This window comes from Sporanaerobacter sp. PP17-6a, assembly GCF_900095615.1.
Classification (GTDB): domain Bacteria; phylum Bacillota; class Clostridia; order Tissierellales; family Acidilutibacteraceae; genus Acidilutibacter; species Acidilutibacter cellobiosedens.
Genome location: NZ_FMIF01000009.1, coordinates 66169 through 89002 on the forward strand (window position 1 = coordinate 66169; position 22834 = coordinate 89002).

The window sequence follows — 22834 nt, forward strand, 5'->3', positions numbered from 1 at the left end:
GAAATCAAATGATCAAAAAATTCTTGGGAATTACATTTTTATCTGCTATTGTGCTTATAGGATGTACAAATACGGGAAATATGGTAAACAGTAATTCAAATCTTCATATGGGTATTATTGAAACAACAGGGCAATCAAATGAAACATACTTAACACTTTTAGATCAAAATCTGAAAATAATCAAACGGGAAAAGATTGAATTGGGTTCCATGGGTTCTCCCTTTGATCTTCCCAGAATATTCAACGGCAGTATGTATGTTGTACCAAAGGGCCTAATAACAAAGGACCTGACTGTCGTATTCGAATATGGCTTAAGCAATGGAAATACAAACACTTATGACGTGAAACAGCACAATATAAATACCTTTGCTGTAGATGAAAATTTTCTTTACACCGCAAATACTTTAAATATGAGTTCAATTATCACCAAATGCAATAAATCAACAAATAAATTGGAGACACTGAATATAAATAATGTCTACATCAGCAGATTAGATGCCTACGATAATACTCTATATGCTTTCGGCGAAGAGATGAATGATGAACCGGCGCATAAATCCTTCCTATATTTGATTGATCCCGTGAGTTTAAAAATAAATGATATTATAGATATTACAGAATGCGGAACGGGACAATATTATAGTTTAAAAATAAATGATAAAATATATTTTACAAATCAATATGATATAGATGGAAACCCGGGTTATAAATTAAGCGTATTTGATATAAACAATAAAAAAGCTGAAAACTATGAGCTTAAATCGCCTTTTCCCTATCAAATCTTTGAATATAACAATAAACTTTTAATTTCTCATTATGACCTTGTTCAAAACAGAGGAAATGACTTAACCATATTTGATCCTACGGATCACTTGCAGAAATTAACTACTTTTAAAAACTCCATCGGTCAAATTTATGTATTTGGAAATACGCTTTATTCTGCTGATTTAGAAAATTTATATGTATATAACTTAGAAAATTTTAAGTTGGAAAAGACCATTGATATATATTCCAAAAGGAATGAAAAAATGTTCTTCTACTTTTCAAGCTTTTTCATCAAACCGTAAAATCAGGTTTCCCATTATCATATTTATTCTATGATTTAATAATTAAGCCCAAGAGTTGAGACAGCTCACATGCCTGGGAGGGAGTAACAACCGCCCCTTTCAGTTCATATCCCGAAACCACAATTCCTTCAATATCATCTGTGGTAAAATCAACATCCTTTAAAGAAGTATGCAAAAAATCAGCTCCATTTAGTTTGCATTTATGAAATTCAATAAATTTCAATTGACAGTCCTGCACATTTCCATTTGTTAAATCAGAATCATCGAATGATGTATTTTTTAAATTGGCGGAAAATAGATTTATATATTTACAATTACAATTAGTCATTAGCATATTGTTTAAATCAGTACTGGCAAAATTAGCCCCTACTGCCTTGCAATTTCTAAATTCAACCCGGTGAAAAATACAGCTTTCAAAATCAATATTGGAAATATCGCAGCTTTCAAATACAACATCAACAAAAAATACCTTATTCAATTTACACTTTATAAAGTTACAATTTTCAAATATGCAGTCGTTAAATTCAATATTACGTACTTGTACATTTTCTACATAGCTATTGTCAAAATGAGACCCTTCGATATCCTCTTCGTCTTCAATTCCTTGCTGTATGGCAGATTGAAGATCAACATCTTCCTTAAGTACCTTTGACAGTTTTGGTTTAGTCAGTTTCATTTATACTCCTCCTTAAACTTTTGACGGTTCCCTTCATAGGATTATACCATTATTGATATACTGTCATACATTAATAATAGCATATATTAATTTTTTTCCTATTGTTTTTATCGGGTTTTATTGTAATGTAAAAACAGTCATAGTATAATGTATTTATATAACTATCTTGAAAAAGGAGATATGATTTATGAACTGGCTCAGAAGAGTAATGTTAGGAAGATACGGACCCGATCAGTTATCTATTGCCTTGATGATTCTTTATATGGTATTATCGTTATTGTCACGGTTTACCAATGTTTATGTACTTTCCGTTATTTCTTTGATTCCCCTTGTGTTTTGCTTTTTCAGAATGTTTTCCAAAAATATACAGAAGCGTTATCAGGAAAATAATATTTTTATGGGATATTATAATAAAGTAAAATATGGATTTTACAATAAAAGAGACAGAATAAGGGATATGAAGATATATAAATATTATAAATGCCCCAATTGTTCAAATAAGCTTCGGGTACCAAGAGGAAAAGGAAAGATATGCATTACATGTCCCAGTTGTAAAACCAAATTTATAAAAAGAACTTAAATATTTTATAAAAAGGCTTCTTTATATATATTTTAATAGAAGCCTTTTTTTATATTCCAGTCATTTAAATTCTTGCAACTCAAATCTGTTGATTATTTCCTCTAAAAAAGTTTCACAGCTTTGATACATTTATTTAATATTTGTAATCCTTATTGACTTTTAGATATAATATTGTTAATATATTATCAGAAACATAATCCGAGTTTTTCGAGAGTATTCTTGAGTCATTCGGATAAAAAATACAGCCAATACCTGACGGGTTGAGAATGATCTTACCTGAAAGGGAATCGGGTCTCTGACTACACCTGACTTCCTTTGAGAGGAAGTTTTTTTATGGAGAAAGGAGGAAAATTCTTGAAAGAAAGAATTGGTGTAATAAGTGCCATCCTTGAAAACCCTAAAAGTTCTCAGTATGAGTTCAATAAAATAGTCTCTGAATATAAACGGATAATTAAAGGCAGAATGGGGATTCCCTTTGATGAAGAAGACATTTCGGTAATATCCATCACCGTTGTAGGTACTTTAGACGAGATCAACAGCCTTACAGGCAAGCTTGGAAATTTACATGAATGTATAGTTAAAACTTCAATTTCAAAAAAAGAGTTGGACATATAATTAAATCACGAATAGGGGGAATTAAAATGTATTCGGAAGATTTTATCAACGATGATGAGATATTCAAGCTTTTAGAGGAAGGAAAAAATGCCGAAAAGAGCGAAATAAGAGAAATAATCAATAAGTCTCTTCAAAAAATCCGTCTTGAACCTATAGAAACAGCTAAACTGCTTCAAACAGAAGATAAGGAACTTCAAGAAGAAATATTTGCTGCTGCAAGAAAATTAAAGGAAAGGATATACGGAAACAGAATAGTATTTTTTGCCCCTCTGTATATAGGAAACAAATGTATAAACAACTGTTTATATTGCGGTTTCAGAAGAGACAACAAAGCCATAGTCCGCAAAACTCTTACAGAAGAAGAACTTGTAGAACAAGTAAAGATTTTGGAAAGCAAAGGCCATAAAAGACTGATTCTCGTATATGGAGAGCATCCAAATTACAATGCGGATTTTATAGCGAATACCGTAAAAATCGTATATAATACAAAAAATCATAATGGAGAAATCAGGAGAGTTAATATAAACGCTGCACCTATGGATGTAGAGGGATATAGAAAACTAAAAAAAGTCGGAATAGGGACTTTCCAAATATTTCAGGAAACATATCATCACAAGACCTACAACATTCTTCACCCGCAAAATGATATGAAAGGAAATTATCCTTGGAGATTATATGGACTGGACAGGGCAATGCAGGGAGGAATAGACGATGTGGGAATAGGAGCATTGTTTGGGCTGTTCGATTGGAAATTTGAAGTAATGGGACTTTTATATCACGCCATTCACTTGGAAAAAACCTTCGGAGTAGGTCCCCATACTATTTCATTCCCACGAATTGAACCGGCGATAAATACAGAATTTTACGATCAAACAAAATATAAAGTTTCCGATGAAGATTTCAAACGGGTAGTGTCAATCCTTCGCCTTTCCGTACCATATACGGGAATGATACTTACTGCAAGAGAAACCCCGGAAGTAAGAAGAGAAATAATTCCTCTTGGAATATCACAGATAGATGCAGGTTCAAAAGTAGGTATAGGAGGATACACCAAAGATGACTACATTCCGGAAAAGGAACAATTCCATCTCGGAGATATCCGTGCCCTTGATACGGTAGTAAACGAAATGTGTGAAAACGGCCATATCACTTCCTTCTGTACGGCCTGTTACCGAAGCGGAAGAACTGGAGAGGATTTTATGGATATGGCAAAACCTGGACTGATTCAAAAATTCTGCGTTCCCAACGGTATACTCACATTTAAGGAATACCTTCTGGACTATGCCTCGGAAAAAACAAGAAAAAACGGAGAAGCACTGATTAATAAAGAACTCGAAGAAATAGGAGAGTCTGATCCGGAAAGAAGAAAAATGATAGAAGAAAAAATAGCCTTACTGGAAAAAGGAGAAAGGGATATATATGTATAGTGAAAACACTATGAATTCCACACCAAATTCCAACAGAATTACCATATCAATATATGGGAAAAGAAATGCGGGCAAATCTTCCCTTTTAAACGCCTTAGCAGAACAAGAAATATCTATTGTAAGCAATGTAGCCGGAACTACTACAGATCCTGTAAAAAAAGCTATGGAGTTAATACCCGTAGGCCCGGTACTGTTCATCGATACGGCCGGAATTGACGATGAGGGAGAACTTGGTGCTTTGAGGATGAAAAAAAGTATAGAAACTGCAAGAAGAACCGACATAGCACTATATGTAATGGACATAACGGATATAGACGAAGATTCATTAAATTCTATGGTTCACAATTTCAACAAATACAGTATTCCATATATTCTCGTTATGAACAAAATAGATAAAGTCAGTGAAGAATATTTAAATAAAGTAAAAGATAAATATAAAAATGCCATATTTACTTCATCAACAAAAAAAATAAACGTGAATATGCTTAAGGACGAATTAGTCAGAAGAATACAGTCTATTGAAGAAGATCAGCCTATTATAGGAAATCTCCTTCCTTATAATGGGGATGCCGTCTTAGTTGTTCCCATAGATAAAGAGGCCCCCAAGGGAAGGCTTATATTGCCTCAGGTTCAGGTAATAAGAGATCTCCTCGACTACGGAATCAAGACCCACGTAGTAAGAAATACCGAGCTTGAAAGCACCATAAAGGAATTGAAAAATATAGATTTGGTAATCACAGATTCCCAGGCTTTTAAGGAAGTAGCCGAAATAGTTCCAAGAGAAATAAAATTGACATCTTTTTCGATACTCTTTGCAAGGCAAAAGGGAGATTTGGAGGAATTTATAAAGGGTGTAAACGCAATTTCCGGTCTTCCCGATAATGCAAATATACTTATTGCCGAAAACTGTACTCATAATACCTTCCACGATGATATAGGAAGAGTTAAAATACCAAAGCTGTTAACGAAAGTAACTAAGAAAAATTTTAAATACACTTATAAAACAGGATATAATTTTACGGAAGAGTTGAAGGAGTACAGCCTTGTAATCCACTGCGGAGGATGTATGGTAAACAGAAAGGAAATTCAAAGCAGAATAAAAATATGCAGGGACAATAATATTCCTATTACGAATTATGGTATACTCCTTGCTTATTTAAACGGCATATTAGACAGATCTGTAGAAATATTTGATTTAAAATAGCATCAAAAATAATAAATAATTCCCATCTCAATTGAGATGGGAATTATTTATTATATATTTAACAGTTCATCACTTCGTGTGATAATCTTACCGACGATACCATAATCTATAGCTTCTTCAGCACTCATCCAATAATTTCTGTCCGTATCTTTATTTACCTTTTCAAGGGGTTGACCCGTAGCATCACTTATCAATTTATTTATACGACTGCGGACACGTACAATTTCATTTGCTTCAATCTCTATATCCGCACTCGTGCCGCTTGCTCCGCCCATAGGTTGATGAATCAAATATCTTGTATTAGGTAATGAAAGACGGTATTGTTTCTCGGATGCAAGAAAAATGGTTATGCCTGCACTTGCGACCCAGCCTGTACCGATAATATATACTTTCGGTTTTATAAACTGAATAATATCATGAATAGTATCACCTGATTCGACATGGCCTCCCTGGCTGTTAATAAACAGCTTTATCGGCTCATCCCCTAATTCCTGCAAAATTAACAACTGCGAACATACTTTCTGTGCAAGTTCCTGACTTATTTCGCCGCTTATAAACACAGAACGGGATTTTAATAATTTGTCCATTAAGAATTTGTCCATATTGCTTTGTACATCCTGAGCATTTTCCATTATAAAAAACCTCTCTTCCAGATTATTCAACTAATGCTATTAAATCCATTATATTATTTATAAAATTATGTGTCAACATACACAAAATATAATCAGTTATTTTCTTAATCAGTTAATCCCAAACAGAATCAAATTTCGCATATGATAAATTCCAGTGAATGTTTCTTAAGTAGTTATCAATCCCTTCTTTATCCCTATTCTTAAATAATTCAATAATTTTTTTGTGCTGACTGTTTGTTTCCTTTAAAATATTATTTACTTCTTTATCTGAACCTTTAATATTATACTCCTGCTTTATTAAGCTTTTTTTGAGAGTATCTATAATCCTTATTAATTCAGAATTTTCTGAGGCTGATATAAATATTGAATGAAATTTCATCTGTAGTTTATAATAATCCTCGAAACTTTCATTTTGAATGGCCTCGTCTATTTCTTCAACTATTTTCTCCATATTAATAATATCCTTTTCGGTTAAATTATCTACGGAAAGTCTTCCCGCCAATCCTTCCAGCACTCCTAAGATTTTATATATTTCTCTTATCTTCTCCAAAGGGACTTCCTTCACTATAAAACCCCTTCTCGGATGTCTTTCCAATATCCCATCGCTCGCTAATTCTATTAATGCCTCTCTTACAGGAGTTCTGCTTACATTTAAGGTCTGGCATATATTGCTTTCGTTGATTTTTTCCCGCGGTTTTATATTGTTGTTTCTTATTTCTTCGGATATATATTCATAAACATAATCCTTTAATGTTTTGTAGATATTCATTTTTCCTCCTAATTAACTTTTTAAATGTATATTGTATACAAATAACTATATCATATATGGAAGATTCGTTCAACTTTAGAAGTTTTCCAAAAAAATCTTATTTACCAAACCTATTTATTAATTCTATACTTGCAATTAAAATTAATACGTGGTATATTGTATTCAGTATATAATATATTGTATACAATATACCACGTATATAATAGGGGGAATAAAAAATGTTTAAAAACGTAATTGTAAGAAAACCATGTAAGGCAATTGTAAACGGAATAACTTCCGCAAATTTGGGTAAACCCGACTTTGAATTAGCAAAAAAGCAACATGAATTTTATATTGAAACTTTAAAAAAGTGCGGAGTGAAAGTTACAATATTGGATGCGGACGAAAAATACCCTGATTCCTGCTTTGTTGAAGATGTTGCATTGTGTACAAAAAAATGCGCTATTATTACACGACCCGGGGCTCTGAGCAGACGCGGTGAAGAAGTAGAAATGAAAGAAGTTTTGAAAAAGTTCTACTCGGACATTGAAGAAATTAAAGAACCTGGAACAGTAGAAGCAGGAGATATAATGATGGTAGGAGATCATTTCTATATCGGATTGTCTGCCAGAACAAATAAAGATGGGGCAGAACAAATGATATCAATCTTAGAAAAATACGGTTTTTCAGGTTCTGTAGTTCCTCTTAATGAGATGCTCCATCTAAAAAGCGGACTTGCATACTTGGAAAACAATAATCTTTTAATTGCGGGAGAATTCATCAAAAATCCTGTTTTCAAAGATTTCAACAAAATAATAATACCCGAAGATGAAGGGTATGCCGCAAACTGTATATGGGTAAACGATCATGTTCTTGTTCCCATGGGTTATCCAAAAACTCAAGAGGCAATAAAAAAATTGGGATACAAAGTTGAAATAGTTGATACTTCAGAGTTCAGAAAATTAGATGGAGGTCTCAGTTGTTTATCCTTGAGATTCTAATCCAAAATCTTTTAATATATCAGAGTCCGTCTTATATAAAACGGACTCTTAATATAAGGGGGTTAAAAAATGACTGAAAATAAAGTTAAAAATGTACAGCAGACCGAAGGATTAGGATTTCTCAGGCTCACCGCCGTTGCATTAGGTGCAACGATAGGAGGAGGAGTATTCAGTCTTTCAGGGGATATGGCGGCAAACGGAGCAAACACTGCTGCAGTATTGGCAGGCTGGGGAATCTGTGGCATCGGAATGCTCTGCTTAACTTTATGCTTCTTTGAATTGAACAAAAGAAAACCAAATTTGACAGGCGGAATATACAGCTATGCAAAGGAAGGTTTCGGGGATTATATAGGATTTAATTCCGCATGGGGATATTGGATAAGTGCTCTTCTGGCAAATGTATCATATGCGACCTTGTTGTTTTCGGCTATCGGGTATTTCATACCTGTATTTGAGCAAGGAAACAATCTTATTTCAATTATTTGCGCTTCTATTTTAATATGGATTATGAATTATATGGTTTCAAAAGGAGTAAAGCAAGCGGCAGGTATAAACCTTGTTGTTACAATAAGTAAAATAGTTCCGATACTAATATTTATTATAACAGTATTATTTATTAAAGCTTTTGATCCTAAAATATTTATGAGCAACTTTTGGGGGGAGCCGGGAGGGCCTTCATTTTTGGAACAGATAAAAGCTACAATGATAACTACTGTGTGGTCATTTATAGGAGTTGAAGGTGCCGTAGTTATATCCGGAAGGGCAAAAAAATCGAGTGATGTAGGTAAAGCTACAGTTTCGGCATTTCTCGGAGTACTTTTAATCTATTTACTTGTTTCTATTCTAAGCATGGGTATTATGACAAGAACAGAATTAGCAGCTCTCGGCAATCCGCCCTTAGCTTTTATATTTGAAAAAGCCGTTGGAAAATGGGGAGCTTCAATTATAAATTTCGGTGTTATACTGTCTTTGGCCGGTGCCACATTGGGATATACGATTATCGCTTCCGAATGTCCTTATATAGCTGCTCAAAACGGAGTATTTTCAAAAGCATTTGCAAAAGAAAACAAAAATCATGCCCCTATAAATTCACTTTTACTTACAAATTCTATTATACAGCTTTTCCTTATTATAACATTTTTTAATGCAAGCACTTATCAGATATTTTATACAATTTCGGCAGGAATGATAATTCCTCCTTATCTATTAAGTGCTCTTTATTTTCTTAAAATTACAATTAAAAAGGACGGGTTCGAGAAAGATTCTTCCTCGGATGTACTAAAAAATAGAATATTGGCTGTTCTTGCAACTATATACGCCTTCTGGCTTGTTTATTCCACCGGTTGGCAGTCTCTGCTTATAATGGCAATATTGTATGCACCGGGTACATTGGTCTATATAAAGGGTAAAAGAGAACAGAATAAAAAATATTTCGATAACAGCAGGGATAGGATATTACTTGGACTTATCATTGCTCTTGCTGTATTATCCATTATTCTTATTGCAAACGGAACTATTCATCCCTTTTAACAAAATATAAATTAACAGCCATGAGGACGATTGTGTAACTTTCATTCTCATGCTCATGGCGGTTAAAAGAGTTCCCTTAATTCCTGATACCATCATTTTATCCCATTTTTTAAATAAAAAATTATGCATTTTCAATATATATAATTTTTACTTAATTTGTCTTCATCAAATCGAATCTATAATTGCTTTATCTATCTTCGGAACAATTAATTTTCTAAAAATAAGATAAAGTAAGATTAACTGGACCGATAAGATAAAATAAGTGAAAATTCCGGATAATATGAGACTTTCCAATCCAAAAAAATTGCGAAAAAGATTGAATAAATATGTTATAGGAGAAATTAATGAAATAACTCGAATTAGCTTAGGGGAATCGGCATAATATGTATAGCAAGAAGAGAACAGAAAAATTATATTAATAAATAAACCGCTGAAAGAAAATCTTTTTGTAGCTATGGTTAACATGGAAAACGCCGCACCGAATAAGCAAATAAAAAGAAAAAGATATATTAAAAACAATATAACCCTTAATATAAGAAAAGCATTAAATTTCAATTTAAATTCAGTTAATAGGGATAACAGAATAATTATTACAACCACCTGAACCATATTGGAAAAAAAGTAAAAGAGAGACTGAGCCGCTACATATTTTTCGATGCTCAAGTTTGACATCTTAAATTGAACCATTTTATTGGGAATAATTTCTCTATATAATTCAAAATTAATGCCGACAATAACAGACATAATAAAATTAACAGCCGTCATTGTCAGAACCGCAAATTGAATATTAAAATCAGTATTTTTCAAATACACGGAATATATATAATAAGGAATTATAAATAACAACATTCTAAAACAAGACAGCAGGTATTCAGTTAAGTTTCTTCTGTAATAAAATATGTCTTTCATTATCAAACTAACCATAAAAACCTCCTGAATGCAAATATTTCCTTTTGCTGCTTCTCACCAATAAAAATGATAATACGAAAAAACCTACCCACATGACAAATCTGTGAGTTATTTCAACAGACGGAGAATAACTGAATTCCATAATATTAGTAATCGGTAAAATCCTTGCAATATATTTAATAAATATAGGCATTATCTCAATGGGATACAAAACCCCACACAATGCATAAATCACATCCATAAGAAAATTAAAGCTATTAAAATAATTCGGTGTTTTCATCTGAACAGCCAGTAGAATATAACTCATCAACAAATTATTTATAAAAACCAGAAAAACGCATAGGCAAGCAAAAGCAAAATCAATTTTTAAATTAAAAATAATATTATACAAAAATAACGTTATAAAAAGTGAAGGAATATATAATACATTTACTGCACATGTCTGAAAAAAACTGAAAGAAAACAGTGATGTTGCCGATATCATTACATCTTGGATTTTTTCCGTATTAAAAGTTTCCATTCTCCTGTTAACTACTTCAAATATAGAAAAAGAAAAGCAAGACCACAGGCATAACCTTAAGGTTGTTCCTTCATCTACATAACCGCTTATTGCCATACCTATAAATAAAGGCGGCAAAATCATATTAAAGGGTGAAAGCAAAAAAATCTTTACCAAATTCCACTTATTTCTTGCCAAACTTAAAAACAATAGACGAAACATTCTAAACCACACTCTCCTTGTTTTTATATATATAATAAAAGAAGATATCCTCCAGCTGAATTCTTCTTTCCTGAAAAGATTCAATAAAATCATTTGATGAAAACTTTTTAAAGTCGCTTAATTCATGGAATATCATCATTACCGTTGAATTATTTTGATGAAATACAATATAGTCCTCCGGATTCATATTTTCTGTAAAGGGCTTTAATTTCCCATCCTCACATGGAAAATGAATTTCATAAATCTTTTTCCCAAATTTATCAAACAAATCACCCATACTGCAATTTTCAATTATCATTCCTTTATTTAAAAATACCACTCTTGAGCATAATCTCTCCACTTCATTCATAACGTGAGAACTTATAATAACAGTGACTTTAAATTTTTGCGACAGTTCTGACAGCAAATTATTTATCTCCACTTTTGATATGGGATCTAATCCGCTTGTAGGCTCATCTAAAATCAACAATTCCACGTTTAACATCATGGTTTTAATAATATTCAGCTTTTGTTTCATTCCTGTTGAAAGGGTCCTGACAAGTTTTGATTTCCTGTCATATAGATCTACCAACTTTAACATTGAATCAATCTCATCCATCGTCCTCTTCTGCTTGAACAGGCTTAAAGAAAATTTTATATTCTCAAGAACGGTCAGTTCGTCATACAGTTGATTGGAATTCAATATCAAGCCGACTCTCGTATTTTTTTTATCATTCTTTTTAAGTAATTTTAATTCATCATAACTCGTAGGCACTAACAATCCGCTCAATATTTTAATCAGTGTCGTCTTGCCGGCACCATTAGGCCCTATCAATCCCAATATTTCGCCTTTGGATATTTCCAAATCAATGTTTTTTAAACTGAAAAAATCATTCCCTTTATACTTTTGACAAACATTTTTCATTGATATTAAGCTCACTATGCTCTCTTTCAACCTCCATGGAATCATTATTTAATTTTTAATCCCTTCTATAATTATTAAATTCTACATTATTTTCCTAATTCCTCTAAAAAGAGAGAACAATTTTATAATATATACAGGGAATTGAATTAATTTATTTTAATATTTCAGCTGAAACCCCTTATTCTTATAAATAAAAGTTCGAGGGTAGCTTTCATTTACATCATCCTTTAATATCTCGATTTTTAAATATCATGATTTGACTTGCAAATGCAAGAACAATATATATCGTTATGCCTATAATAAAAGAAGTATCGAACTGTCGGAAGTTGATCCACATAGTTTGGGCATTTTGGGATAATGTTGACACGGAATAGTTTGTAAATTTTTCTATAATCGGAAATACATAGGCCATGATATTAAATACAAAAAGTACCACACCCATTATTAATGTCAAAAATAACACCAATGCGGGAACCGTCTTTTGAAAGCAGAATAAAAAAGCAGCAGCAATCTGAGAAAAAGCAAGTGTTTTTAAATAGGTTATAATCCCCATAACCGCAATTGATTGAATATCCTGTGCATATACGGCTAGATGCCCACCCGCAATCATAAACGAAATAAGATAAACAGCACCCAAAATCAAAAATACTATAGCCGAATATAAGATAAACATAACGGTCTTAACAAGCAGATATGCCAATCTATGCAGTCCGGTACCTATAATCTTTATAAGCATTCTGTCTTTTAAATCATCTCCGTAAACGGCTAAAAATACCTGTGTACCCACAAATACAGGTAGTAAGGAAATAATACTCTGTGCACTTTCAAGCAATGTGTTAGGTGTATAAAGATCTTGTATAGCCAAAAACAAAATACTTATAATATATATGAAAATCAAAAAAACATAATAAATAAAGCTGCTTCGTTTATGAGTTAAACGCCATATTTCAGATTTAAAATAATTAAACATTCGTATTGCCTCCTATAAGATTCAAGAAATATTCTTCCAAGGATACCTGATTCACCTTAAGCTGCATCAAGTCAAGACCGTTTTCCACCATACATTTGGCAATGATATAAGGTCTGTCTTCATAACCGGGCAAAATAATTTCCTTATTTTTAGTTACCCTGTAATCAGTGATTTTTAATTTATTTTCTAATAATTCACAAGCCTTCTTAAGCTTGTTTACTTGAAATATAAGACCTTGATGTATGTTATTATGCAGTTCTTTTGCACTAATTTCCTGCACTAAATAACCCTTGTTTATGAATCCGAAACGAGTGCCTATGAGATTTAATTCTCCCAAAATATGAGAAGAGATCAAAAATGTAGTTTGATATTTTTGATTAAGTTCCATCACAAGGTTCCTGAAATCCGCAATTCCCTGAGGATCTAAACCATTGGTCGGTTCATCAAGTATAACCATATCAGGATTTCCCAATAAAGCCTGCCCAATTGATAGCCTTTGTTTCATTCCCGTTGAAAATGTGCTGAATGTTTTTGTCGAATTTTTAAGTCCTACAAGCTGTAAAATTCGGTTGATTTCCTTTTCATCTTCGATTCCTTTAAGCTTAGCGGCAAACATCAGATTATCATGAGCATTTAAATAAGAGAAAAATCCGTCTTCCATCATAAAGCCAATAGAATGGCGAGCCATTTCCAAATTATAACTTTCTAAAAAAGTAATAGAACCACCCGAAGGTTTGATAAGTCCCATTAAGAGTTTAAAAATAGTGGTTTTCCCGGCACCATTTTTGCCTATTAAACCATATATGTCTCCTTTTTGTACAGACATAGAAACATTGTTAACCGCAAAATAATTACCATATTTCTTTGTCAGTTGCTGAGTTTGAATCACACTATGACCTCCTTGAGCTTAACTTTCATTTATTAAACATCTGAACTTATTTTTGAATCACTAAAATACTTTTCACATCTTTTAAATCTTTCATATGGTCAATTTCTGGGCTATATAAATTTTAAGTCTTAAAATCTCTTGTCGAGTCTATTATACTCAATAAGAAAATTTAAGACTTAAAGAAATAATAAAGAAAAAATAAAGATTTCTTGATAAATCTATAAAAATAACATAACTTGAATCGTTATTCAATACCTTATCCATTATTCTTTTATTATGGATTCCAATTTTTATGAGAATATGTACATGGGTGTTTATGATAAATTCCTGTTTTGATTTTTTCCCTTTCAGTTCTTGGCACATTTATCACCCTTATCAAAAATATCATTTATTTATATTTTTGTTAACCGAAAAAACCGTCCCTATGGTTTCCGATTTCTCCTTTTTTTCTTGTCTATACAAATACAGCATACCGTTAAGGGCAGTAAAAGCTACAATACTTACAAGTATCCATGAACTTTTGAAACCAAATACTTCTACAAACTTTCCCATTAATAATGGGGTAATTGCATATCCCGCACCATTTATTAATGAAAATACTGAACACAGCCTTCCCAGATATTCTTTTGGCGAATTGTTCATCACATATGCATCTAAATTTGTGGCCTTAAATATCTCTCCGACGGACCAAATTATCATTGCCAATATAAATCCATATAGCTGTTTAAATACACATAAAAGTAAAGCTGTTATCAAAGAAAAAAAGGCTGATAAACTTAAATTTAGACTGGGTTTTAACTTGTTAGTAAAAACCGTTACAGGTAAAGTTAATAAAATGACGGTAACACTATTTATGGATGTCAGCATGCCAAAATATTTTGCTCCGTTTTCTTTGAAAATATCGCTTACATGCAAAGGTAATGTAAAGTTTTCCTGAGCAAATATAAAGGCCAATAACATTGAATTTAAAGAAAAAAATATCAATTTTTTGTTTTCAATTATAATTTTAAATAATCCTTTATTGTCATTTTTATCTATATTAGTTTCTTCAGTATTAACCCCTATGTCAATATCACTTTCCGTATTATTATATTCTGTACCTTCCTTTACTAAAAATTTTATCAAAATAACACATAAAAATATGGTCGCCGCATTTCCTATAAACAAATATTTTGTATAATTATTAAATATAGTACCGCCAACAAGTTGTCCTACCGAAAGCCCTATATTATGCCCCAGATACAACAAAGAAAAAGCTGTGCTTCTGTTTTCATTATTAGTGAAGTTGGAAACCATGGCAGTATTGGAAGGTTGAGAAATTCCATCTGATACGTTGGCTAATATTAAAAATATAATCATTATTCTTGAATTCAGTAAAAATCCGCATATCAGAAATAATATTCCGGTAAACCCCGAAAACAGCATGAATGTGCTTTTATACTTCCACCTGTCAGCCAATATTCCTCCCAATATCGAGGCAGGCACATATATAACCGATGTGATCAACATTATTATCCCTGTTTCAAAAGGACTGTAATTCATTTTTTCGGTTAATATTAATGTAAGAAACGGATAAACAAAATTTCCTACAGCATTAATTATTCTTATAAAAAACAATACATACATTTCTCTCGGTAAACCTTTGTATTCACTTATGTTACTTTTTATATTCAACATATTAACTGTCCTTCTTTCATGTTATAAGGGTTTATATTTGGCTGTCAACATCTACATTGTTTTCCTTATTTAACTATATCACCATCGAAAAATATATCAATAATAAATATCGCCTTCAATTTATGTAATGTAACAGAGTAACAGATTATACTGTGGAATATTTTTTCTTTTTTCATTTTAATAGTGAAACCTATTAGAAAATTGGATATAATATGTATAAGGATGTGATATATAATGGATAACAGAGAAAAATATGAATACTGGTTAGAAACTGCTAAATATGATTTAGAAACAGCAAAGATAATGATGAATAACGGAAGATATATTTATGTTGTTTTTATGTGTCAACAGGCAATAGAAAAACTCACCAAAGGAATATATACATTATATACTAATAACGAACCACCATTAATTCATAATATTTCGAGTATATTCAATTACCTAAAGAGAGAAATTAATTTTAAAGAGTATTTATCTATAAATGAATTTGAATACAATTTAAATAATTATAAAAGTTTTTTCGCTGAACTATTATCCTATTATATATCTGGCAGATATCCTAGTTATAAGGAAAAAATGTCTAATTTGATAAATTCAGATAGAGCTAAAAGAACATTGGCTACTACAGAGGAGGTATTCAAATGGATAGAATCCCTGAGTCAATACAAAAAATAATCAAAGATTATATTAGAAAATTAAACAAGAAGATTGTAATAGATAAAGCTATATTGTTTGGATCTTATGCAAAAGGCACTCCTCATAAATATAGTGATGTTGATTTAGCAATCTTTTCGGATTATTTTAAAAACATGAATAGGATTGATGGTCTTTACTTTTTATTGTTAAATGCAGTGGATTATGAAATTGATCTTGAACCGCAACCATTTACTATGGATGACTATAGACAACCTGTCGGAATAGTAAAGGAAATAATAGAAACAGGAATTGAAATTCCAACGATATAATGCTAAGGATGACCTGATATAAAATTCTCTATTAAAAACTTAAAATCTTGAAAAAGAACCTTCTTTTGCTGCCTTTTTAAAGCTCAATTTGAATATAACTATTCCCAAGATTAAATATGCTATGGAATTTATAAATAAGAACAATATATCTTGTCCCCCTATATTATAATTCGCACCTTCTATATTTTTTAGGAGGCTTACACTTTTAGTAAATGGAAGAGAGTATATAATCTTTTGAATTTTGGATGGCAGTACCGAAAGATCAACAATGCTGGTCCCAAGAAAAAGAATGCTGATAATAAAAGACAGTTGTCCCACATTTTTATATATCAAGGTTGCCCCTCCTATCATAAAGGAAAAACCTGCTATTCCCAATAACGATATCATAAATATCATTATCGTATCCATTCCTATATCTAATTTAATATTTGTGGAAATCATCAGAAGCAAGCTCAGCAGCAGTATCAATACAATATTTCTTATAAAATATATTATTAATCTTATTACATATATCTCCATTATACTATGATGGTTTATGCATACCTGTTCAAAGGTCCCTTCCAACAATTCTCTGTAGATTCCGTTATTCATAAAACTAATTGTAAATGAAAAGAAAAACCAGCATATGTACCCTACAAATTGTGTAGTAACCGCCCTGTTTATTTCCTCGGCAGACATTATGTTCATATTGCTTTTAATAAAAATATACAGTCCTATAAACACAAAATAATATACCAGCATATCCGCTAAAAAATTCAAAAAATATCTTCTTTGAATTATTAACATCTTTTTGGTTTCACTTTTAAATATATTGAGTATCTCCATATTACTCATTCCTCCATAAAATTTGGCGACTTAATTTTCCGGTACGGATTTCACCGTCTTTTTGTTACCTATAACCTCGGTAAATATATCTTCAAGGTCGCTTTTTTTCTTATATATATCCTTTATATTCATTCCATTAGATTTCAAAAAATTTAAAAAATCAAGAATTTCATTGTCATTATTCAATGTAACCATGAATTCAGCACTATCTTCAAATTTTTCAATTTCCACATCAAATTTTGCTTTTATGATTTTTTCTGTATCATCACGGACGCCGTCTGCTTCTACAACATAAACAATATTTTCGGAATACCTGTTTAAAAAATCAATATCCTCGTCTAATACCATTGTCCCCTTATTTATTATGATAATCCTATTGCACAATGAGCTGATAAAATTAAGGTCATGGGATGTTATTATCATGGTTCTGCCTTCTTTTATCAAATTCTTCAATACATCACGTATAAGCAAAACCGATTGAACATCCAATCCCAATGTAGGTTCATCAAGAAATAAAACCTTGGGATTATGAATTAAACTGCAGCATATAGCAACTTTCTGCTGCATCCCTCTTGAAAGTTTGCCGCATTCCATATTTCTTTTTTCTGTTAAGCTAAACATTTCCAAGTATTCATCCATCTGATTCCTTATTTTTTTCTTCCCGATGCCCTTCATGCCCGCAAAATATTCTATATTCTCAACGGGAGACAGTTTCCAATAAATATTTCTGTTTCCTTCCAATACGGCTCCTATATTTTTTAAATACTGTTTTCTGTCTTTCTTCAATGAATAACCGCAACATTCCACGTCCCCTTTTGTAGGTGTAATCAAGCCGCAGCTCATCTTTATGGTGGTAGTCTTTCCGGCACCGTTAGGGCCTAAAAATCCGACAATATCTTTATCATTTATTTCAATATTTAAATTATTTACAACAACATGGTCCTTATATTGTTTTGATAACATATTATACTTCAGCATTAAATTAACCTCCTTAACAAGAGTTTACGTTTCGCTGCCAATCTCTATATCGTTTCCCTGATTTTAATTATATCGCCTTAAAAAATATATCAATATTCAAAGCATCTATGCAACCTGATGGCTCTATGCCATACTTATTTAAAAACATTATACAAACTATAAAAATAGCCCTTCTTGTCCAACAAATCATAAAAATTGCCCTGCTCTTCTATTTGACCGTCTTTCATAGCAATAATCGAATCATATCGTTTCAGTATACTTTCCGAAAGGTTATGAGTAACAACTATGCAAGTCAACTCATCAATATCAAGCAGCGAATTTTCAATACTGTGGGCAGTTTCACTGTCAAGTGATGATGTTGCCTCGTCTAATATCAATATAGGCGTCTTTTTTATAATAGCTCTTGCAATAGCAATACGTTGTTTTTCACCGCCTGAAAGGAGTACCCCGTTTTCACCTACATTTTCAAGCAATTTTTTAGGCTTACTGTTTACAAAATCATACAGTCCGCATAATTTAATGGTGGTATTTATTTCATCATCACTATAATCTTTGTATAAAGTTATATTATCCTTTACAGTCGAATCAAAAATAAATACATTTTGATGTATTATAGACATTATTTTATATATATCATCAATATTGATATTTCTTATATCCGTACCATCCATCAATATATTTCCGGAAAAGTTATCATAATATCTGAATAATATCCTCAAAAAAGTGGATTTTCCACAACCGCTCTTTCCTACAATGGCATATTTTTTACCTTTTTCTATAGTTAAATTTATATCCCTTAATGTTTTTTTATCACTATTATAAGAAAAGCTTAGATTACTAATTTCTATTTTATCGTTAAAATCATCTTTAGATATTCCTTTTGAAGCCAGTTCTTTTTTGGTACAAATGGATTCAATATTATCGGTTATCAATTTAGTGGATTTTAGTTTATTGATTCTTTCCGAAAGCCTAGATATGGGCGGCACTACGTTATTCATAAGCTGTATCGCTGCAAAAAGAAGCCCAAAAGTAATTTTCCCTTGTATAAAAAAATAAGTCCCCAATAAAATAGCTACAAAAAATATAGAAAAGCCAGTACCTTGAGATAAAGTTTCTACGCCTGAACTAAATTTTGCAAATTTGAATTTGGAATCCTCTGTTTTGAAATTATAATTGCTAAATTCCTCTTTTATACTGTCTTCTATATTAAAGCCTTTTATTATTTCAAAACCACTGAATGTATCTTTCATATTTATAGTTAAGTTTGATAATGAATCGGAATATTTTTTTCTCATGCTGCTTACAGTTTTAGAAAATATTACAGGGATAATTAATGTAATAGCTCCTACTATAAATACCCCTACTGCAATTTCTACATTTACTTTAAAGATTGCAAAAGTTCCGATTGCCAGTGTAGCTAATTCTCCAATCAAATCAAGTAAATTTATAAAATAGTCCTGTTCCAATATATTTATATCATTTGTTAAAGTCGAAATATAAGAAGCACTATTTTTACTGATAAAATCCGGTATGTTTTTATCTATAACATTAATGTATATGTCATTTCTCAAACTTTGTATATTTTTTTTAACAAACATTGCTTGAGTTATTTTTCTGAAATAGATTATAAAAAAATAACATATTAAGTACAATACAATATATTTTAAATTCTTAGTAAATCCTGACATATCTTTGTTGGTGCCAAAATCTAAAATATAACTAAGCAAAAATGCTATTGATACATCTGCCGCCCCTTCTAAGCATCTTATAAAAACACTTAAAAAAAATGTTCCCTTATACTTAAAAATATACTTTTTCATTATAACCTCCTAATATTAAAAATTTCTATATTGCTTTCCTAAATCAACTATATCACTATTAAAAAATATATCAATAGAAAAACTTAACTTTATTATTATATATATTTATTTTTATTATTATAAGCTTAAATATATTAATGAAATGTTGTATCATGCTTTATTATATTAATACGATGCCGTTTTTTATTAAAATATAATTTGAGCTTAAAACTAATATAAGGAATTAATTTCTTTTAACATTTTAGCTGAAACCTATTAAAAAATTTGATTTTTACTGTATCTATATTTAAAAATATATTATAAATCAGACATTATATAGTATTATATTCAGACATAGTTCCATTTTTTATCTGATTGTAAACAGCAAGTTTAGCTATCTCTTCTATACTGATTTGTTTTAATATCTTTTCTCCATCACATACACTGGGTTTTTTATATCTTTGATAGGAACATCCGCCTAAGCACATAGGAAGATATTTACATTCTACACATTTATCATTATTAAAGGGGGATGAATTCCTAAATTTATAAAAAACAGCAGGGTCTTTTATTAAAAAAGAACCTTTATTTGTTAATTTACCGAAATTTAATCCTTCTTCTATGCACATTTGACAGGGACTGATTTTTCAGGAAATCTCTCTAAAAGCGGTACAATTGAATCTTTGTTTTTATCATCCAAGTTTATTCTTAAAATAACCATCATATTTTTTTCTGATATTTTAAGTATATTTTCGAATATTTTTTGAAATGTTTTTCCTCCGTTGTTTAATGGCCTTTTTTCATTATGATATTTTTCGTCGCCGTCAATAGTTATTTGAATCTTATTTATACCTAAGCTTTCCAATTCGTTTATTCTTTCATCATTAAGCATATAGCCGTTAGTCGTTATCGTAGAAATATAATTACATTTATTCTTCTCACATATAGACTTAAATTTTTCAGTCACTATTCTTATATTATCATATTCAAGTGTTGGTTCTCCTCCAAACCAAGACACTTGCAGTGTTTTTACTTTTGGAGTTATATTTTCAACAAATTTAATTAAATTGTATCTTAAATTTTCATCCCATGTTTCATCTCTGCGAGTTTCAAAACAATATGGACACCCGAAATTGCATTTAATCGTTGGTGATATAACTAATATAAATGTGCCTTCCTGATATTTGGTTTTATTAAATAGAAATTTAATTTTTTCAATTTCATCTTTAGTATTATCTACTATTATGCCTTGTTTTGCCATTTTTCTCAGCATAATTTTCTCTTCTTTTTTAAGATTACATGTATCTAATTTATTTAATATATTTAATAAATTAAATATATTATGTTTTTTTTCTAAATTACACATAATAAATTTTTTCGAAGATAAATTGTATATTACATATCTATCTTCGAAATTAAAATCAATATTGTATTTTGACAATTCCATGTTTTATTCCTCCATCTTATATAAATTATATAGACAAGAATAAAAAATCTATTCTTGTCTATATAATTCTACTTATTTTGTTTTATGAATTACAACATACTGCGACTGCCTGTGTTGCACAATCAACTGTAGAATAATCAAACATAGATGCAACATCAACATCCTCTTCTATCATTTCCCTGAGTTCATATGATTTCATGAATTCCGCCTCCTTTTATAATCTTATATGTTCTCGAATATTCGAAGAGCTTTATACTACTATATTTCAGGATTAAGTTTTTAGCTTCATCCCTACTTTCCACTTAATTTAATCTCTAAAATTTTACTATTTCCATTTTCCCCCTATATCGTTTTCCTACCTTAATTTTATCACTCCTCCAAAATATCACAATAACTTTGGACAGACAGTACTTTTATCAATATGAACAGTCTATTTATCAACATAAATTATTTCCCTTCAGCATTGACATAATATTACCGGCCTATGATCCGATATATCAATGGACAGTACTTCGCTTCTTAAAGTATATGTCGAAAGTCCTCTCATAAACAAAAAATCAATCTTCGGATTGTCAGGGTTATTATAGCAGTTCAAAGTACAGACTCCTGCGGGGCCGATGTCAATCATGGGAAAACCGTGATTAATCATTATATTATAAGTGCCCGAACCTTCCCGGGCATTTAAATCTCCTCCAAGAATCAATCTTTTGTTAAAATAACCTTTATTGTTTAATATATCCTTTATCTGCTGTGCTTGAATACTGTGATCTCCTTGCAGTCCCAAATGAAATGTACCTACATATGTATAAAAATTGTCCCCATCAACCCTTGTGAGAAGAAAACTGCGGTCTTCTCTGCTGTTTACCTTGGGAAAAGAAATTTTTAAAGCAGTTGTCAAAGGATAACAGCTTAAAATTGCATTCCCGTAATAGCCCGGATTCATATTTTTAGAGACAATATACTCATAATTCCAGGTCTTTCCGGTAATTGAGGTAAGTTTGTCGGCAATATATGCGGCCTGATGAATTTTTATACCGGATCGCAAGGTACAGGCATCTACCTCTTGAAAACAGGCAGCTGAAGCTTTGGAATCCTTAACAGCTTCTGCAATTCTGTCCAAATTTTTCGTCTTTGGGATTGGATAACTGCCGTCTTTATTCTGTCCGGCTTTAATATTCCATGTGAGAACATTCATGTACATTATTTTCACTCCCCGATTTTCTATTTTCATATAATAAGCTTTACTATTTATTTTGTTAATATATATACT

The 22834-nt window shown here is 31.1% G+C and carries 24 protein-coding genes; 9 read left to right on the forward strand and 15 right to left on the reverse strand.

What is annotated here, in order from left to right; translation table 11 throughout:
- The first annotated feature begins 8 nt into the window (after window positions 1–8).
- On the forward strand, window positions 9–1067 hold the full coding sequence (locus PP176A_RS04775) for a hypothetical protein (RefSeq protein ID WP_071139325.1): 1059 nt from the start codon (window positions 9–11) through the stop codon (window positions 1065–1067).
- 28 nt (window positions 1068–1095) lie between these two features.
- Here the strand turns inward: PP176A_RS04775 and PP176A_RS04780 are convergent, their stop codons facing one another.
- Window positions 1096–1743, reverse strand: a complete 648-nt coding sequence (locus PP176A_RS04780) for a pentapeptide repeat-containing protein (RefSeq protein WP_071139326.1) — start codon at window positions 1741–1743, stop codon at window positions 1096–1098.
- A gap of 187 nt (window positions 1744–1930) precedes the next feature.
- On the opposite strand from PP176A_RS04780, the gene PP176A_RS04785 reads away from it, so the two are divergent.
- From PP176A_RS04785 to hydF, 4 genes are all read left to right on the forward strand, one after another.
- A complete protein-coding gene (locus PP176A_RS04785; RefSeq protein ID WP_071139327.1) occupies window positions 1931–2323 on the forward strand; it encodes a hypothetical protein in 393 nt (130 codons plus the stop codon).
- Between the two features lie 354 nt (window positions 2324–2677).
- Window positions 2678–2938: a TM1266 family iron-only hydrogenase system putative regulator gene (locus PP176A_RS04790; protein ID WP_200796024.1), complete on the forward strand. Its 261-nt coding sequence runs from the start codon at window positions 2678–2680 to the stop codon at window positions 2936–2938.
- 26 nt (window positions 2939–2964) lie between these two features.
- Window positions 2965–4365 carry a [FeFe] hydrogenase H-cluster radical SAM maturase HydG gene (gene hydG / locus PP176A_RS04795; RefSeq protein WP_071139329.1) on the forward strand — a complete coding sequence of 467 codons (1401 nt, stop codon included), beginning with the start codon at window positions 2965–2967 and terminating at the stop codon, window positions 4363–4365.
- Window positions 4358–5569, forward strand: a complete 1212-nt coding sequence (hydF, locus tag PP176A_RS04800; RefSeq protein WP_200796026.1) for a [FeFe] hydrogenase H-cluster maturation GTPase HydF — start codon at window positions 4358–4360, stop codon at window positions 5567–5569. The genes hydG and hydF overlap by 8 nt, the downstream gene beginning before the upstream one ends.
- Window positions 5570–5619: 50 nt before the next feature.
- Here the strand turns inward: hydF and PP176A_RS04805 are convergent, their stop codons facing one another.
- Together PP176A_RS04805 and PP176A_RS04810 are read right to left on the reverse strand one after the other, a co-directional pair.
- Complete coding sequence (locus PP176A_RS04805; RefSeq protein ID WP_071139330.1) at window positions 5620–6201, reverse strand: ATP-dependent Clp protease proteolytic subunit; 582 nt, start codon at window positions 6199–6201, stop codon at window positions 5620–5622.
- A 112-nt stretch (window positions 6202–6313) separates the two neighbouring features.
- Window positions 6314–6970, reverse strand: coding sequence for a GntR family transcriptional regulator (locus tag PP176A_RS04810; RefSeq protein WP_071139331.1), 657 nt, complete (start codon window positions 6968–6970; stop codon window positions 6314–6316).
- Window positions 6971–7188: 218 nt separating this feature from the next.
- Here PP176A_RS04810 and PP176A_RS04815 point away from each other — a divergent pair, with 218 nt between their 5' ends.
- Together PP176A_RS04815 and PP176A_RS04820 are read left to right on the forward strand one after the other, a co-directional pair.
- Entirely contained in the window at window positions 7189–7950 is a 762-nt protein-coding gene (locus PP176A_RS04815) for a dimethylarginine dimethylaminohydrolase family protein (RefSeq protein ID WP_071139332.1), read from the forward strand.
- A 69-nt stretch (window positions 7951–8019) separates the two neighbouring features.
- On the forward strand, window positions 8020–9480 hold the full coding sequence (locus PP176A_RS04820) for a basic amino acid/polyamine antiporter (RefSeq protein ID WP_071139333.1): 1461 nt from the start codon (window positions 8020–8022) through the stop codon (window positions 9478–9480).
- A 165-nt stretch (window positions 9481–9645) separates the two neighbouring features.
- On the opposite strand, the gene PP176A_RS04825 is transcribed toward PP176A_RS04820, so the two are convergent.
- From PP176A_RS04825 to PP176A_RS04855, 6 genes are all read right to left on the reverse strand, one after another.
- Window positions 9646–10404: an ABC transporter permease gene (locus PP176A_RS04825; RefSeq protein ID WP_071139334.1), complete on the reverse strand. Its 759-nt coding sequence runs from the start codon at window positions 10402–10404 to the stop codon at window positions 9646–9648.
- A complete protein-coding gene (locus tag PP176A_RS04830; RefSeq protein WP_071139335.1) occupies window positions 10397–11110 on the reverse strand; it encodes a hypothetical protein in 714 nt (237 codons plus the stop codon). The genes PP176A_RS04825 and PP176A_RS04830 overlap by 8 nt, the downstream gene beginning before the upstream one ends.
- A 1-nt stretch (window position 11111) precedes the next feature.
- A complete protein-coding gene (locus PP176A_RS04835; protein WP_159429035.1) occupies window positions 11112–12044 on the reverse strand; it encodes an ABC transporter ATP-binding protein in 933 nt (310 codons plus the stop codon).
- Window positions 12045–12234: 190 nt separating this feature from the next.
- Window positions 12235–12984 carry a hypothetical protein gene (locus PP176A_RS04840; RefSeq protein ID WP_071139337.1) on the reverse strand — a complete coding sequence of 250 codons (750 nt, stop codon included), beginning with the start codon at window positions 12982–12984 and terminating at the stop codon, window positions 12235–12237.
- Window positions 12977–13873: an ATP-binding cassette domain-containing protein gene (locus PP176A_RS04845; protein WP_071139338.1), complete on the reverse strand. Its 897-nt coding sequence runs from the start codon at window positions 13871–13873 to the stop codon at window positions 12977–12979. The genes PP176A_RS04840 and PP176A_RS04845 overlap by 8 nt, the downstream gene beginning before the upstream one ends.
- Window positions 13874–14257: 384 nt before the next feature.
- Entirely contained in the window at window positions 14258–15550 is a 1293-nt protein-coding gene (locus PP176A_RS04855; protein WP_071139340.1) for an MFS transporter, read from the reverse strand.
- Between the two features lie 234 nt (window positions 15551–15784).
- Here PP176A_RS04855 and PP176A_RS04860 point away from each other — a divergent pair, with 234 nt between their 5' ends.
- Complete coding sequence (locus PP176A_RS04860; RefSeq protein WP_071139341.1) at window positions 15785–16225, forward strand: HEPN domain-containing protein; 441 nt, start codon at window positions 15785–15787, stop codon at window positions 16223–16225.
- The gene (locus PP176A_RS04865) at window positions 16192–16515 is read left to right on the forward strand and encodes a nucleotidyltransferase family protein (protein ID WP_071139342.1); all 324 of its coding nucleotides are present in this window, start codon (window positions 16192–16194) and stop codon (window positions 16513–16515) included. The genes PP176A_RS04860 and PP176A_RS04865 overlap by 34 nt, the downstream gene beginning before the upstream one ends.
- 39 nt (window positions 16516–16554) lie before the next feature.
- On the opposite strand, the gene PP176A_RS04870 is transcribed toward PP176A_RS04865, so the two are convergent.
- From PP176A_RS04870 to PP176A_RS04895, 6 genes are all read right to left on the reverse strand, one after another.
- Window positions 16555–17340 (reverse strand): ABC transporter permease, encoded by a 786-nt coding sequence (locus tag PP176A_RS04870; protein WP_071139343.1) that lies wholly within the window; start codon window positions 17338–17340, stop codon window positions 16555–16557.
- 30 nt (window positions 17341–17370) lie between these two features.
- Window positions 17371–18318 (reverse strand): ABC transporter ATP-binding protein, encoded by a 948-nt coding sequence (locus tag PP176A_RS04875; RefSeq protein ID WP_071139344.1) that lies wholly within the window; start codon window positions 18316–18318, stop codon window positions 17371–17373.
- Between the two features lie 134 nt (window positions 18319–18452).
- Window positions 18453–20138 carry an ABC transporter ATP-binding protein gene (locus PP176A_RS04880; protein ID WP_071139345.1) on the reverse strand — a complete coding sequence of 562 codons (1686 nt, stop codon included), beginning with the start codon at window positions 20136–20138 and terminating at the stop codon, window positions 18453–18455.
- A gap of 311 nt (window positions 20139–20449) precedes the next feature.
- The gene (locus tag PP176A_RS04885; protein ID WP_071139346.1) at window positions 20450–20746 is read right to left on the reverse strand and encodes an SPASM domain-containing protein; all 297 of its coding nucleotides are present in this window, start codon (window positions 20744–20746) and stop codon (window positions 20450–20452) included.
- The gene (locus PP176A_RS04890; protein WP_071139347.1) at window positions 20737–21564 is read right to left on the reverse strand and encodes a radical SAM protein; all 828 of its coding nucleotides are present in this window, start codon (window positions 21562–21564) and stop codon (window positions 20737–20739) included. The genes PP176A_RS04885 and PP176A_RS04890 overlap by 10 nt, the downstream gene beginning before the upstream one ends.
- A gap of 457 nt (window positions 21565–22021) precedes the next feature.
- Window positions 22022–22765 (reverse strand): endonuclease/exonuclease/phosphatase family protein, encoded by a 744-nt coding sequence (locus PP176A_RS04895; protein ID WP_071139348.1) that lies wholly within the window; start codon window positions 22763–22765, stop codon window positions 22022–22024.
- Between the last annotated feature and the right edge of the window lie 69 nt (window positions 22766–22834).

Coding starts and splice junctions, on each gene's coding strand:
- PP176A_RS04775 (WP_071139325.1), top strand. CDS start 9: ATGATCAAAAAATTCTTGGGAATTACATTTTTATCTGCTATTGTGCTT.
- PP176A_RS04780 (WP_071139326.1), bottom strand. CDS start 1,743: ATGAAACTGACTAAACCAAAACTGTCAAAGGTACTTAAGGAAGATGTT.
- PP176A_RS04785 (WP_071139327.1), top strand. CDS start 1,931: ATGAACTGGCTCAGAAGAGTAATGTTAGGAAGATACGGACCCGATCAG.
- hydG (WP_071139329.1), top strand. CDS start 2,965: ATGTATTCGGAAGATTTTATCAACGATGATGAGATATTCAAGCTTTTA.
- hydF (WP_200796026.1), top strand. CDS start 4,358: ATGTATAGTGAAAACACTATGAATTCCACACCAAATTCCAACAGAATT.
- PP176A_RS04805 (WP_071139330.1), bottom strand. CDS start 6,201: ATGGAAAATGCTCAGGATGTACAAAGCAATATGGACAAATTCTTAATG.
- PP176A_RS04810 (WP_071139331.1), bottom strand. CDS start 6,970: ATGAATATCTACAAAACATTAAAGGATTATGTTTATGAATATATATCC.
- PP176A_RS04815 (WP_071139332.1), top strand. CDS start 7,189: ATGTTTAAAAACGTAATTGTAAGAAAACCATGTAAGGCAATTGTAAAC.
- PP176A_RS04820 (WP_071139333.1), top strand. CDS start 8,020: ATGACTGAAAATAAAGTTAAAAATGTACAGCAGACCGAAGGATTAGGA.
- PP176A_RS04825 (WP_071139334.1), bottom strand. CDS start 10,404: ATGGTTAGTTTGATAATGAAAGACATATTTTATTACAGAAGAAACTTA.
- PP176A_RS04830 (WP_071139335.1), bottom strand. CDS start 11,110: ATGTTTCGTCTATTGTTTTTAAGTTTGGCAAGAAATAAGTGGAATTTG.
- PP176A_RS04840 (WP_071139337.1), bottom strand. CDS start 12,984: ATGTTTAATTATTTTAAATCTGAAATATGGCGTTTAACTCATAAACGA.
- PP176A_RS04855 (WP_071139340.1), bottom strand. CDS start 15,550: ATGTTGAATATAAAAAGTAACATAAGTGAATACAAAGGTTTACCGAGA.
- PP176A_RS04860 (WP_071139341.1), top strand. CDS start 15,785: ATGGATAACAGAGAAAAATATGAATACTGGTTAGAAACTGCTAAATAT.
- PP176A_RS04865 (WP_071139342.1), top strand. CDS start 16,192: ATGGATAGAATCCCTGAGTCAATACAAAAAATAATCAAAGATTATATT.
- PP176A_RS04870 (WP_071139343.1), bottom strand. CDS start 17,340: ATGGAGATACTCAATATATTTAAAAGTGAAACCAAAAAGATGTTAATA.
- PP176A_RS04875 (WP_071139344.1), bottom strand. CDS start 18,318: ATGCTGAAGTATAATATGTTATCAAAACAATATAAGGACCATGTTGTT.
- PP176A_RS04880 (WP_071139345.1), bottom strand. CDS start 20,138: ATGAAAAAGTATATTTTTAAGTATAAGGGAACATTTTTTTTAAGTGTT.
- PP176A_RS04885 (WP_071139346.1), bottom strand. CDS start 20,746: ATGTGCATAGAAGAAGGATTAAATTTCGGTAAATTAACAAATAAAGGT.
- PP176A_RS04890 (WP_071139347.1), bottom strand. CDS start 21,564: ATGGAATTGTCAAAATACAATATTGATTTTAATTTCGAAGATAGATAT.
- PP176A_RS04895 (WP_071139348.1), bottom strand. CDS start 22,765: ATGTACATGAATGTTCTCACATGGAATATTAAAGCCGGACAGAATAAA.